At 61.1% G+C, this 13,092-nt stretch carries 11 protein-coding genes; 9 read left to right on the top strand and 2 right to left on the bottom strand.

Going from position 1 to position 13,092, the window contains the following annotated elements; translation table 11 throughout:
- Positions 1 to 38: 38 nt before the first annotated feature.
- From CAF63_RS12635 to CAF63_RS12590, 9 genes are all read left to right on the top strand, one after another.
- On the top strand, positions 39 to 1,529 hold the full coding sequence (locus CAF63_RS12635; protein WP_011332204.1) for an aldehyde dehydrogenase family protein: 1,491 nt from the start codon (positions 39 to 41) through the stop codon (positions 1,527 to 1,529).
- 156 nt (positions 1,530 to 1,685) lie between these two features.
- The gene (locus CAF63_RS12630) at positions 1,686 to 2,969 is read left to right on the top strand and encodes an FAD-binding oxidoreductase (protein WP_085685114.1); all 1,284 of its coding nucleotides are present in this window, start codon (positions 1,686 to 1,688) and stop codon (positions 2,967 to 2,969) included.
- 364 nt (positions 2,970 to 3,333) lie between these two features.
- The gene (locus tag CAF63_RS12625; RefSeq protein ID WP_085685110.1) at positions 3,334 to 4,467 is read left to right on the top strand and encodes a branched-chain amino acid ABC transporter substrate-binding protein; all 1,134 of its coding nucleotides are present in this window, start codon (positions 3,334 to 3,336) and stop codon (positions 4,465 to 4,467) included.
- Between the two features lie 242 nt (positions 4,468 to 4,709).
- Positions 4,710 to 5,624, top strand: coding sequence for a branched-chain amino acid ABC transporter permease (locus tag CAF63_RS12620; RefSeq protein WP_007950661.1), 915 nt, complete (start codon positions 4,710 to 4,712; stop codon positions 5,622 to 5,624).
- A 3-nt stretch (positions 5,625 to 5,627) separates the two neighbouring features.
- The gene (gene livM, locus CAF63_RS12615) at positions 5,628 to 6,929 is read left to right on the top strand and encodes a high-affinity branched-chain amino acid ABC transporter permease LivM (RefSeq protein WP_085685107.1); all 1,302 of its coding nucleotides are present in this window, start codon (positions 5,628 to 5,630) and stop codon (positions 6,927 to 6,929) included.
- Entirely contained in the window at positions 6,926 to 7,798 is an 873-nt protein-coding gene (locus CAF63_RS12610) for an ATP-binding cassette domain-containing protein (RefSeq protein ID WP_085685104.1), read from the top strand. Before livM ends, CAF63_RS12610 begins: the two co-directional genes overlap by 4 nt.
- Positions 7,795 to 8,511, top strand: a complete 717-nt coding sequence (locus tag CAF63_RS12605; protein WP_007950655.1) for an ABC transporter ATP-binding protein — start codon at positions 7,795 to 7,797, stop codon at positions 8,509 to 8,511. The genes CAF63_RS12610 and CAF63_RS12605 overlap by 4 nt, the downstream gene beginning before the upstream one ends.
- 739 nt (positions 8,512 to 9,250) lie before the next feature.
- Complete coding sequence (locus CAF63_RS12595) at positions 9,251 to 10,015, top strand: SDR family oxidoreductase (RefSeq protein WP_085685101.1); 765 nt, start codon at positions 9,251 to 9,253, stop codon at positions 10,013 to 10,015.
- Between the two features lie 173 nt (positions 10,016 to 10,188).
- Entirely contained in the window at positions 10,189 to 11,094 is a 906-nt protein-coding gene (locus tag CAF63_RS12590) for a cation diffusion facilitator family transporter (RefSeq protein WP_085685098.1), read from the top strand.
- An 82-nt stretch (positions 11,095 to 11,176) separates the two neighbouring features.
- Here the strand turns inward: CAF63_RS12590 and CAF63_RS12585 are convergent, their stop codons facing one another.
- Together CAF63_RS12585 and CAF63_RS12580 are read right to left on the bottom strand one after the other, a co-directional pair.
- Entirely contained in the window at positions 11,177 to 12,304 is a 1,128-nt protein-coding gene (locus tag CAF63_RS12585; protein ID WP_085685095.1) for an AGE family epimerase/isomerase, read from the bottom strand.
- Between the two features lie 213 nt (positions 12,305 to 12,517).
- Positions 12,518 to 13,090, bottom strand: coding sequence for a HupE/UreJ family protein (locus tag CAF63_RS12580; protein WP_064379124.1), 573 nt, complete (start codon positions 13,088 to 13,090; stop codon positions 12,518 to 12,520).
- Positions 13,091 to 13,092: the final 2 nt, after the last annotated feature.

Genomic DNA, 13,092 nt, shown 5'->3' with positions numbered 1-13,092 from the left:
GCCCGCACACATTCAGTTTTTTGCTTGAGGAGTGACCCATGGTTGCCGCATTGCTTGATCGTCTAGGTGTGAACCCGGCCCTGTACCAGAACGGCAAAGTGCCGGTGCATTCGCCCATCGACGGCAGCCGCATCGGCGCCGTGAACTGGGAAGGGCCGGCCGAAGTCGAGCAGCACATCAGTCGCGCCGATCATGCGTTCGAACAATGGCGCAAGGTGCCGGCGCCGCGTCGCGGCGAGCTGGTGCGTCAGTTCGGCGAAGTGCTGCGCGAATACAAGACCGAGCTCGGCGAACTGGTGTCCTGGGAAGCGGGCAAGATCACCCAGGAAGGCCTCGGTGAAGTGCAGGAGATGATCGACATCTGCGACTTCGCCGTCGGTCTGTCCCGTCAGCTGTACGGTTTGACCATTGCCTCCGAGCGTCCGGGCCACCACATGCGTGAAACCTGGCACCCGCTGGGCGTGGTCGGCGTGATCAGTGCATTCAACTTCCCGGTCGCGGTGTGGGCTTGGAACACCACGCTGGCGCTGGTCTGCGGCAACCCGGTGGTGTGGAAACCGTCGGAAAAGACTCCGCTGACCGCACTGGCCTGTCAGGCGCTGTTTGAGCGCGTACTGAAGAATTTCAGCGATGCCCCGGCGCACCTGAGCCAGGTGATCATCGGTGGTCGCGATGCCGGCGAAGCACTGGTGGATGACCCGCGTGTCGCGCTGATCAGCGCCACCGGCAGCACTCGCATGGGCCGCGAAGTGGCGCCGAAAGTCGCCGCACGCTTCGCCCGCAGCATTCTCGAACTGGGCGGCAACAACGCCATGATCCTCGGCCCGAGCGCCGATCTGGACATGGCCGTGCGCGCCATTCTGTTCAGCGCCGTCGGCACCGCCGGTCAACGTTGCACCACGTTGCGTCGCCTGATTGCCCATGAGTCGGTGAAGGAAGAAATCGTCACCCGCCTCAAAGCCGCGTACTCCAAAGTCCGTATCGGTCACCCGCTGGAAGGCAATCTGATCGGCCCGCTGATCGACAAGCACAGCTTCGAAAACATGCAGGATGCGCTGGAGCAGGCGCTGAGCGAGGGCGGTCGGGTGTTCGGCGGCAAGCGCCAACTGGAAGACCAATTCCCTAACGCCTACTACGTGTCGCCGGCCATCGTTGAAATGCCGGAACAGAGCGACGTGGTGTGCAGCGAGACCTTCGCGCCGATCCTGTACGTGGTCGGTTACAGCGATTTCGAAGAGGCGCTGCGCCTGAACAACGCTGTACCGCAAGGCCTGTCGTCGTGCATCTTCACCACCGATGTGCGTGAGGCGGAGAAATTCATGTCGGCGGTCGGCAGTGACTGCGGCATCGCCAACGTCAACATCGGCCCGAGCGGCGCGGAAATCGGCGGCGCGTTCGGCGGTGAAAAAGAAACGGGTGGCGGTCGCGAGTCCGGCTCGGATGCGTGGCGCGCGTACATGCGGCGGCAGACCAATACTGTGAACTACTCGCTGGAGTTGCCGCTGGCGCAGGGCATTACGTTCGATTGACAGAGTAATCGATGCGACGAAGAAACCTGTGGGAGCGGGCTTGCCCGCGATAGCAATCTTTCAGCCAACTAACCCCTGACTGGACTGACGCAATCGCGGGCAAGCCCGCTCCCACAGGGTATGCAGAGTTTGTTAGGTTTCTGTTGGAGTCTGGCAATGCCGTTACGCGAAGAATGTCTGTGGGAAAAACTCACGCCGCAACGACCGGATAACACGGCGCTCAGGGGCGAGGTCAAAGTCGATGTCTGCGTGATCGGCGCCGGGTTTACCGGGTTGTCGGCGGCGTTGCATCTGTTGGAAAAGGGCAAAAGCGTCTGCGTGCTCGAAGCCCATCGCGCCGGGCATGGCGGCTCCGGACGCAACGTCGGACTGGTCAACGCCGGGATGTGGATTCCGCCGGAGGAGATCGAGGCCGGCTTCGGCGAGGCGGTCGGCAGTCAGCTCAACCGCATGCTAGGTGCGGCGCCGGCGCTGGTGTTCAGTCTTGTGGATAAATACAACATCGATTGCCAGTTGCGCCGCGAAGGCACCCTGCACATGGCGCACAACGCCAAGGGCGAGGCGGATCTGCGCAGTCGCGAAGAACAGTGGAAACGCCGCGGAGCGCCGGTCGAACTGTTGACCGGCAAGGCCTGTGAACAGGCGACCGGTACACAGAAGATCGCCGCCGCATTGCTCGACCGGCGCGCCGGCACGCTCAATCCGATGGCATACGTCACCGGGCTGGCCAACGCTGTAATGAGTCTTGGCGGACAGATGTTCGATCACTCCCCGGTCGCGCGTCTTGAACGGCAAGGGCAGAAGTGGTCGGTGCAGACCGAGCAGGGTTCGGTGCTCGCCGAGCAAGTGGTGATCGCTTCCAACGCCTACACCGAAGGCGACTGGACCGAACTCAAGCGCAACTTCTTTCCCGGTTACTACTATCAGGTCGCTTCGGTGCCGCTCACCGAAGACGCTGCTCAGGAAATTCTCCCGGGCGGGCAGGGCTCGTGGGATACCCGCCAAGTACTGAGCAGCATCCGCCGCGACAAGGACGGACGTCTGCTGCTGGGCAGTCTCGGCAACGGCAATCAGAAACCGACCTGGTTCCTCAAGGCCTGGGCCGACCGGGTGCAGCAGCATTACTTCCCCAACCTCAAACCCGTGGAGTGGGAATGCACCTGGACCGGGCGCATTGCGTTCACTCCCGATCACCTGATGCGCCTGTTCGAACCGGCGCCGGGACTGGTGGCCGTCACCGGTTACAACGGCCGTGGCGTGACTACTGGCACCGTGGTTGGCAAGGCCTTCGCCGATTACTTGTGTAACGGAAATCCTCAGGCGTTGCCGATTCCTTTCGCACCGATGCAGCCCCTGGCGGGTGTGGGCCTGCGCAGTTGTCTGTACGAGGCCGGGTTCTCGCTGTATCACGCGGGCCAGTGCCTGCGGATCGTCATTTGAGTGTTGAAAATTGTTGCCGGAAGCGGCGCTTTTCAATGTAGCGACTAGCCTGTAATGGTGCGGGTTGTAGCAGTCCCGCACCAGCAGTGTGCAGTTCGGTGACGCGGGCTGTTACAGGCTGGTTGCACGTTGTTTGGTGCCGCGGTTGCAATGATGGCGCATGCAGGTTGCGCCTGAAAAAATAGTTGGTTTCACCTTCCGCGGTTTAGACGGTTGCACGCCCAATGAAAATGGGAACGAAACAGTCGAAATAACAAGAAAGCAGCGACTTTTTGAAGAATAAAAAACCGATGGCACGGCCCTTGCTCTGAGCATTCAAGTGAAGTCGCAGTGCCAACTAAAAAAAACCTTGGAGCACCACCTCATGTCCCAGACGTTTTACAAGAAAGGCTTTCTGGCCCTCGCAGTGGCTACTGCGCTGGGTGTTTCTGCGTTTGCACAAGCTGATGTGAAAATCGGTGTGGCGGGCCCGATGACTGGCGCCAACGCGGCATTTGGCGAGCAATACATGAAAGGGGCACAAGCGGCGGCCGACGCGGTCAACGCGGCGGGCGGCGTTAACGGGGAAAAAATCGTACTGGTCAAGGGCGATGACGCCTGCGAGCCGAAACAGGCGGTGACGGTCGCCAAGGACCTCACCAACCAGAAAGTCGCCGGCGTGGTCGGTCACTTCTGCTCTTCCAACACTATTCCCGCATCGGAAATCTACGATGAAGCCGGGATCATCGCGATCACCCCGGGTTCCACCAACCCGCAGGTAACCGAGCGCGGCCTGAGCGCCATGTTCCGTATGTGCGGACGTGACGACCAGCAAGGCATTGTTGCCGGTGACTACATCGTCGACGTGCTCAAGGGCAAAAAAGTCGCCGTACTGCACGACAAAGACACCTATGGTCAGGGCCTGGCCGATGCGACCAAGGCGCAGCTGGAAAAACGCGGCGTGAAACCGGTGCTGTACGAAGGTCTGACCCGTGGCGAGAAAGACTTCAGCGCCGTGGTCACCAAGATCCGCGCGGCCGGTGCCGACGTGGTCTACTTCGGCGGCCTGCACCCGGAAGCCGGTCCTCTGGTCAAGCAACTGCGTACCGAAGGCCTGAAGGACGTGAAGTTCATGTCCGACGATGGCATCGTGACCGACGAACTGGTGACCACCGCCGGCGGCCCGCAATATGTCGATGGTGTATACATGACCTTCGGCGCCGACCCACGCCTGCTGCCGGACAGCAAAGCCGTGGTGGAGCAGTTCCGCAAGGCTGGCACCGAGCCTGAAGGCTACACCCTGTATGCCTACGCTTCGGTTCAGGCGCTGGCGGCTGCCTTCAATGGTGCCAAGTCAAACAAGGGCGAAGAGGCTGCCAAGTGGCTGAAAGCCAACCCTGTGAAAACCGTGATGGGCGAGAAGACCTGGGACGCCAAGGGCGACCTGAAAGTCTCCGACTACGTGGTCTACCAGTGGGACAAGGACGGCAAATATCACCAGCTGGAAAAACAGAAGTAAGGGCTGACGCGATCGGCTGACCTCCACTGTTCTATGTGGGAGCGAGCCTGCTCGCGAAGACGGACTGACAGGCAACATCACTGTTGAATGATCAACCGCTTTCGCGAGCAGGCTCGCTCCCACAGGATCCTGCGGTGGTCGGGCTGAATGCGCTCTGACATTGCTCCGACGTAAATCTGTATTTTTCCTAGAAGAACCGCGCACCCAAGGGTGTGCAGGTTCTCACTGCGTGAGATTGCGTTATGGATGGTATTTTCCTGCAGCAACTGGTCAACGGCCTGACCCTCGGGTCGGTCTACGGCCTGATCGCCATCGGCTACACAATGGTCTACGGCATCATCGGCATGATCAACTTCGCTCACGGCGAGGTTTACATGATTTCCGCTTACCTCGCGGCAATCAGTCTGGCTCTGCTGGCTTACTTCGGTATCGAATCCTTCCCGCTGCTGATGCTCGGCACACTGGTCTTCACCATCGTCGTCACGGGGGTGTATGGCTGGGTCATCGAACGCATCGCCTACAAACCACTGCGCAACTCCACCCGACTGGCTCCGTTGATCAGCGCCATCGGTATCTCCCTGATCCTGCAAAACTATGCCCAGATCAGCCAGGGCGCCCGTCAACAGGGTGTTCCGACGTTGCTCACGGGCGCCTGGCGCATCGACGTCGGCTCGGGCTTCGTCCAGCTGACCTACACCAAGATCTTCATTCTGGTCGCGGCGTTCGTCGGGATGGGCCTGCTGACCTACGTGATCAAGTACACCAAGCTCGGCCGCATGTGCCGCGCCACCCAGCAAGACCGCAAGATGGCCTCGATCCTGGGGATCAACACCGACCGGGTGATTTCCTATGTGTTCATCATCGGTGCAGCGATGGCGGCCCTGGCCGGCGTGCTGATCACCATGAACTACGGCACATTCGACTTCTACGCAGGCTTCGTCATCGGCATCAAGGCGTTCACCGCCGCGGTGCTCGGCGGGATCGGCTCGCTGCCTGGCGCCATGTTGGGCGGGATCATCCTCGGGATCTCCGAGTCGCTGTTCTCGGGCCTGGTCAACTCCGACTACAAAGACGTGTTCAGCTTCTCGCTGCTCGTACTTGTTCTGGTCTTCCGGCCTCAGGGTCTGCTGGGCCGTCCTCTTGTGTCGAAGGTGTAAGCGATGTCTTCAACCACTACAAAATCCATTGATGTCAAAAAAAGCCTGGTTGAGGCGATTCTCGCCGGTCTGATCGCCCTGATCGTGTTCGGGCCGATTGTCGGCGTGGTACTCGACGGCTACAGCTTCAACCTCGAACCGACCCGCGTGGCGTGGATCATTGCCATCGTCATGGCTGGCCGCTTTGCCCTCAGCCTGTTCCTGCAAACCCCCAAGGGCCTGCGCATTCTCGAAGGATTCGAGAGCACCGGTTCCGGCGTGCATGTGCTGCCCGCCGATCACAAATCCCGCCTGCGCTGGATCATCCCGGTACTGATCGTGCTGGCTGTGGCCGTGCCGTTCGTTTCCAACTCCTACCTGCTGGGCGTGGTCATCCTCGGGCTGATCTACGTGCTGCTTGGTTTGGGACTGAACATCGTGGTCGGTCTGGCCGGCCTGCTCGACCTGGGTTACGTGGCGTTCTACGCCATCGGCGCCTACGGTCTGGCGCTCGGTTATCAGTACCTCGGGCTGGGCTTCTGGACGGTGCTGCCGCTGGCGGCGATCACCGCCGGGCTGGCCGGCTGCATCCTCGGTTTCCCGGTGCTGCGCCTGCACGGTGACTATCTCGCGATCGTGACGCTGGGGTTCGGTGAAATCATCCGTCTGATCCTCAACAACTGGCTGTCCCTGACCGGCGGCCCGAACGGCATGCCGGCGCCGCTGCCGACCTTCTTCGGTCTGGAGTTCGGCAAACGGGCGAAGGATGGCGGGGTGCCGTTCCACGAGTTCTTCGGCATCGCCTACAACCCGGACGTGAAGTATTACTTTATCTATACGGTGCTTTTCCTGGTGGTGCTGGCCGTGCTGTACATCAAGCACCGTCTGGTAAAGATGCCGGTTGGCCGCGCCTGGGAAGCCCTGCGTGAAGACGAGATCGCTTGCCGCTCGATGGGCCTCAACCATGTGCTGGTCAAGCTCTCGGCGTTCACTATCGGTGCGTCTACGGCGGGGCTGGCGGGTGTGTTCTTCGCCACTTACCAAGGCTTTGTCAACCCGACCTCGTTCACCTTCTTCGAATCGGCGCTGATCCTCGCCATTGTCGTGCTCGGCGGCATGGGCTCGACCATCGGTGTGGTGATCGCAGCGTTCGTGCTGACGGTTGCCCCGGAACTGCTGCGCGGCTTCGCCGAATACCGCGTGCTGCTGTTCGGGATCCTGATGGTGTTGATGATGATCTGGCGACCTCGCGGGCTGATCCGCATCAGCCGTACCGGGGTCACTCCACGCAAAGGTGCCATTCACTATGAGAGGACTGCGCCATGAGTGAAGTCGTACTCTCTGTTGAAAAACTGATGATGCACTTCGGTGGCATCAAGGCCTTGAGCGATGTCAGCCTGAAGGTCAAACGCAACTCGATCTTCGCCCTGATCGGCCCCAACGGCGCCGGCAAGACCACGGTGTTCAACTGCCTGACCGGGTTCTATAAAGCCTCCGGCGGCAAGATCGAACTCAACGTGCGCGGTCGGCAGACCAACGTCATCCAGCTGCTGGGCGAGTCGTTTAAGCCGACCGACTTCGTCTCGCCGAAAAACTTTGCCAGTCGCCTGTACTACAAGATGTTCGGCGGCACTCATCTGGTAAACCGTGCGGGCCTGGCCCGGACGTTCCAGAACATTCGTCTGTTCAAGGAAATGTCGGTGCTGGAAAACCTGCTGGTGGCCCAGCACATGTGGGTCAACCGCAACATGGTGGCCGGCATCCTCAACACCAAGGGTTACCGCAAGGCCGAAAGCGATGCGCTGGACTGCGCGTTCTACTGGCTGGAAGTGGTGGATCTGGTGGACTGCGCCAACCGTCTGGCCGGTGAACTGTCCTACGGCCAGCAACGCCGTCTGGAAATCGCCCGGGCCATGTGCACGCGGCCGCAGATCATCTGCCTCGACGAACCGGCCGCCGGCCTCAACCCTCAGGAAACCGAAGCGCTGAGCGCGATGATCCGGCTGCTGCGCGACGAGCACGATCTGACCGTGGTGCTGATCGAACACGACATGGGCATGGTAATGAGCATTTCCGATCACATCGTGGTGCTGGACCACGGCATCGTCATCGCCGAGGGCGGTCCGGATGCCATTCGTAACGATCCGAAAGTGATCGCGGCCTACCTGGGCGCCGACGAAGAGGAAGTCGTATGACGCAACCCATCCTCGAACTCAAGGATCTGGACGTGTTCTACGGCCCGATCCAGGCGCTCAAAGGCGTTTCGCTGCAGATCAACGAAGGAGAAACCGTCAGCCTGATCGGCTCCAACGGTGCCGGCAAATCCACCCTGCTGATGTCGATCTTCGGCCAGCCACGGGCGGCGGGCGGGCAGATCCTCTATCAGGGCGTGGACATTACCCACAAGTCATCGCACTACATCGCCTCCAACGGCATCGCGCAATCGCCGGAAGGGCGGCGGGTATTCCCCGACATGACCGTCGAGGAAAACCTGCTGATGGGCACCATTCCGATCGGCGACAAGTACGCCAAGGAAGACATGCAGCGCATGTTCGAGCTGTTCCCGCGGCTCGAAGAGCGTCGCACGCAGCGCGCGATGACCATGTCCGGCGGCGAGCAGCAGATGCTCGCCATCGCCCGGGCGCTGATGAGCCGGCCCAAGCTGTTGCTGCTGGACGAGCCGAGCCTGGGCCTGGCGCCGATCGTGGTGAAACAGATCTTTGCCACCCTGCGGGAACTGGCGAAAACCGGCATGACCATTTTCCTCGTCGAGCAGAACGCCAACCACGCGTTGAAGCTGTCCGACCGGGCGTACGTGATGGTCAACGGCGAGATCCGCCTGACGGGCACCGGCAAAGAGCTGCTGGTGAACGAGGAAGTGCGTAACGCTTACCTCGGCGGGCACTGATCGTTTGAAGTTGTCCACAAGCCCCGATGCGAGAGTGTCGGGGCTTTTTTGCGTCTGCTTGTTCACTGAAAACGCGGACTTTCAGGAAATTGTGGAAAACAAAATCCCCAACCTGCCAAAGCGCGACATAAAGCCGCTGCAAATGGCTGTTTTTCCACAGTTTTGACTTGTCCCCGTTTGCTGTGGAGCTGGCTGTGAATAACGTGGGTGTAGCTGGCTGAAAGCCTTTTAATCCGTGGCTTGCAGAGGCGTGGTTGTTTTTTGATCAGAGTGTTTTTGCTTAGAGGATGGCCTGTTTGTCAACCTTTTTATGGGGACGCAAATCAGCGCGGATGGCTGTGGTCAACCCTGTGGATAAGTCTGTGATTAAACTCTGGAAAGACTCGGCTGAGGGCCGTAATTGCTGGCCTCGCGCAATCATGGCCATGACCCGCCGGTCGTGCAAAATGCCCTGCCCGGCATAACTGGTTGTTCAGGGTCAAGCAAAAAACTTTCCAAATCGCCCGCAAAGCCTTGTGGGGCGCGGCTTTGCGCTTTTCCACTTGCCCCCGGAAACTGTGGAAGGGCTTGTGGATAACGTGCGTGCACATGGCTACAGGCCACGGCGCATATGGCGTAGCGGCCGTTGATCAATTAATGAGCAGGATTCGGTGGTTGCCGGTTAAAGCAGGGCCGGGCATGCTGCCCGCTGATTTTCTATTCCAATGGCTGCCCGGGCGGCCGAAGCAAGGAGAACACGATGTCCAACACCCTGTTTATCACCGGCGCAACCTCCGGTTTTGGTGAAGCCTGTGCCCGTCGTTTTGCCGAGGCCGGCTGGAAACTGGTGCTGACCGGGCGTCGTGAAGAACGCCTCAACGCGCTTTGCGCCGAGCTGTCGAAGCAGACCGAAGTGCATGGCCTGGTGCTGGACGTGCGTGATCGCAAGGCGATGGAGGAGGCGATTGCCAACCTGCCGCCGTCGTTCGCCAAGCTGCGCGGCCTGATCAACAACGCCGGGCTGGCGCTGGGCGTGGATCCGGCACCGAAGTGCGACCTCGACGATTGGGACACCATGGTCGACACCAACGTCAAAGGCCTGATGTACAGCACTCGCCTGTTGCTGCCGCGCCTGATCGCCCACGGTCGGGGCGCCGGCATCATCAACCTCGGTTCCATCGCCGGCAATTACCCGTACCCGGGCAGCCACGTTTACGGCGCGACCAAAGCGTTCGTCAAACAGTTCTCGCTGAACCTGCGTTGCGACCTGCAGGGCACTGGCGTGCGCGTCAGCAACATTGAGCCGGGCCTGTGCGAGAGCGAGTTCTCGCTGGTGCGTTTCGGCGGTGATCAGGCGCGTTACGACGCGACCTACGCCGGTGCCGAGCCGATCCAGCCACAGGACATCGCCGAGACGATTTTCTGGGTGCTGAACGCACCGGCTCACATCAACATCAACAGCCTGGAGCTGATGCCGGTGAGCCAGACCTGGGCCGGTTTTGCCATCGAGCGCAACAAGGTTTAAGACCGCTTAACGGCCGATCGCCAGCAGGCTGCCTCCCACATTGGAATGCGATCAACTGTGGGAGCCAGTCTGCTGGCGAAGAGGGCAAATCGGCCAAAATCTGGCAGTAAGGTAGACTCACTCCTCAACAACCCCACCGCACCCTGCGGTTTTCAAGGTTTCGAGGAGTCAAAGTGAGTAACCGAGGTGAGCAGTCGCTGCTCAAACAATCGACCATCCTGATGTTCGCCGTGTCGATCGCCGGGATCGCCACCGGTTTTGTTTCGGGTTCCCAGTCCATCCTGTTCGATGGCTTTTTTTCGTTGATTGCCACCTTCATCAAAGTCCTGATGCTGATCACCGCGAAGCTGATTGCCAAGCAAAGCAACCAGCGTTTCCAGTTCGGCTTCTGGCATCTGGAGCCGATGGTGCTGCTGATCGAGGGCAGTTTCCTGCTGCTGATCGCGATCTACGCGTTTCTCAACGGTGTGTTCGGCATCATCAACGGCGGTCGTGAGATCGAACTGGGGCTGGTGATCATCTACGCGGCGGTATTCACCGTTGTCGAGTTCGCCTACTTCTTCTACGTCCGGCACCGCAATCGCAAGCTCAAGTCGAGCCTGATCCAGTTCGACAACATCAGCTGGCTGGTGGATGCGATGCTGTCGGTGGGCCTGTTGATCAGTTTCCTCGCGGCGCTGCTGCTCAAGTCCCAGGGCTATGGCGAGTGGGCGAAGTTCGTCGACCCGCTGATTCTCATCGTGCTGGCCCTGACCATGCTGCCACCGGCCTTCAAGATCCTTGGCCCGGCGTTGCGTGACGTACTCGGCATTGCGCCGGACACGCTGGACGATCAGGTGCGCCAAGTGATGGACGCGGCCAAGGTCGAGCATGGTTTCGACGACTACGTGTCCTACGTGCAGAAGCACGGGCGGGCGCGGTTCATCGAGATTCATGTGGTGTTGCCGGCGGATTACCGGCTGCAGAGCGTCGGCCAGCTGGACGTGCTGCGTGAAGAGATTTCCGCGAAGCTGGGCAAACCGGACGCGGCGCGCTGGCTGACCATCAGCTTCACCGGCGACCGGAAGTGGATTGCCTGAGGACCAATCGCCAGTAGGCTGGCTCCCACATTGGAATGCAAATCCTGTGGGAGCCAGCCTGCTGGCGATAGCGGAGGGTCGGTTAGCGTAGATATTCAGTCAGACCGGCATAGCAGGTCGCCAAGTGATACGGCGTGGTCGACGGCATGTCTTTGCGGCTGACCTCGCCCTGATCGTCGCGGCACTCGTGCCAGCCGCCGGCATGCAGGAAGCGCTGTTGCAGCGCCTGCAACTGACGCAGCACGGCGGCTTCGCTGCCCGGACGCAAGGTCAGGGCGCGCAGGTATTCGGCCTGGGCCCAGATGCGTTGGGTCGAATCTTTCCCGTGTCCTTGCGGATCAAGCATGGCCCACACCGCACCGGTGTCGGCCTCGACGCCGCGCTGTTCGGTGAAGGCAAACGCGCGATCCAGTGCCGCGTGCAGCTTCGACCCGCGCAGCAGCGGCGAGGATTCGAGCAGGAAATACCATTCAAACTGATGCCCCGGCTCAAACCAGTTATCCACAGCCCCCAGTGGCTTCTCCATCAACACGCCCTGTTGCGGTTCGATGAAGCGCTTGTGCATGGCTGTGCATAACTCGCTCAGCGCTTGCCGGGTCTGGGGATCTTCGCGCACGGCCAGCGTGGCCAGGAAGGCTTCGGCCAGGTGCATCAGCGGGTTTTGCAGCGGGCCGGTTTGCAGCGTGATCCAGTCGCGGTCGAGGCAGGCTTCGTAGAGGCCGTCACCCGTTGCGAATCGCCGACCGATGACTTCCAGCGCGGCATTGAGTGTCGATTCCACCAACGGTTCGCGAGACTTTTCCCAGTAATGCGCGCAAGCGAACAGGATGAAGGCGTGGGTGTAGAGGTCCTTGCGCTGATCCAGCGGTTTGCCCTGCGGATCGATGCTGTAGAACCAGCCGCCGTGCTCGGCATCGTGGAAGTGTCGTTGCAGGGAACGGAACAGCGCGGCCGCGCGGACTTCGGCGTTATCCACAACCCCGATCAGGCTGGAAAACAGGTACAGCTGCCGTGCGCAGGCCATCGCCCGGTAGCGCTGCGGTGGCAGTGGCTGATGTGCGGCGGCCAGCGCCTCGTAAGGCAACGCCATGTCGGCGTTCCAGCCCGGTCCTTGCCAGAGGGGCACGATCACGTTCAGAAAGTGCTGTTGCACTTCGCCGAACAGGGCGGTCAGTTCAGGCAGGGAGGTGGAGCGGGAAGCGTGGGGCATGGGCGGACGTCGTCACGGCAGGGGCGATTGCGCGACATGGTAGCAGAGCGGCGGCGTGATGAGACGCGGTGTCTGTCAGTCCGCCTTCGTCGGATCGCCGCCCGGACCAAGCCCGCTCCCACAACGGTCACGCCGAACACAATACTTGTGAACAACACAGAACAACTGTGGGAGCGGGCTTGCTCGCGAAGAGGCCTGATCAGTCGATAGAGTTCAACCGGCCAGCAACCACGCGCCCGTCACCGCTGAAGCCGCTCCGGCCAGTCGTACCAACGGCGCAGCCGCCTGAGGCAGAAAACGCACAACCGCATAACCCGCCGCATGCAGGGCAGCCGTTGCGACCACGAAACCGGCGGCATACGCCCAAGGGCTCGACATGTCCGGCAACTCCAGACCATGTGCCACGCCATGGAACAGCGCAAACAACGCCGTCGCCGCCACCGCCATCACCAACGGCGGACGCACGGCCAGCGCCACCGCCAGACCCAGCGCCAGCACCGAGGCGGCAATCCCGCTTTCCAGCGCCGGCAATTCCAGCCCTTCAAAACCGAGCAGGCCGCCGATCAGCATGGTGCCGACGAAGGTGCAGGGCAGCGCCCAGCGCGCGGCGCCTTGCTGCTGCGCGGCCCACAGACCGACGGCCACCATCGCCAGCAAATGGTCGAGGCCGCCGATCGGGTGGCTGATGCCGGCCACCAGGCCAGAGTCGCCATGGCCGGGGTGAGCGAAGGCCAGGGCCGGGGTCAGCAGCAGCGCGACGGCGCCGAGAATACGTTTGAGTGTCATGG

It is taken from the genome of Pseudomonas sp. B20(2017), assembly GCF_002113125.1.
GTDB lineage: Bacteria > Pseudomonadota > Gammaproteobacteria > Pseudomonadales > Pseudomonadaceae > Aquipseudomonas.
The sequence above is the reverse complement of the archived record's forward strand: the minus strand, read 5'-3'. Positions and strand labels throughout refer to the sequence as shown.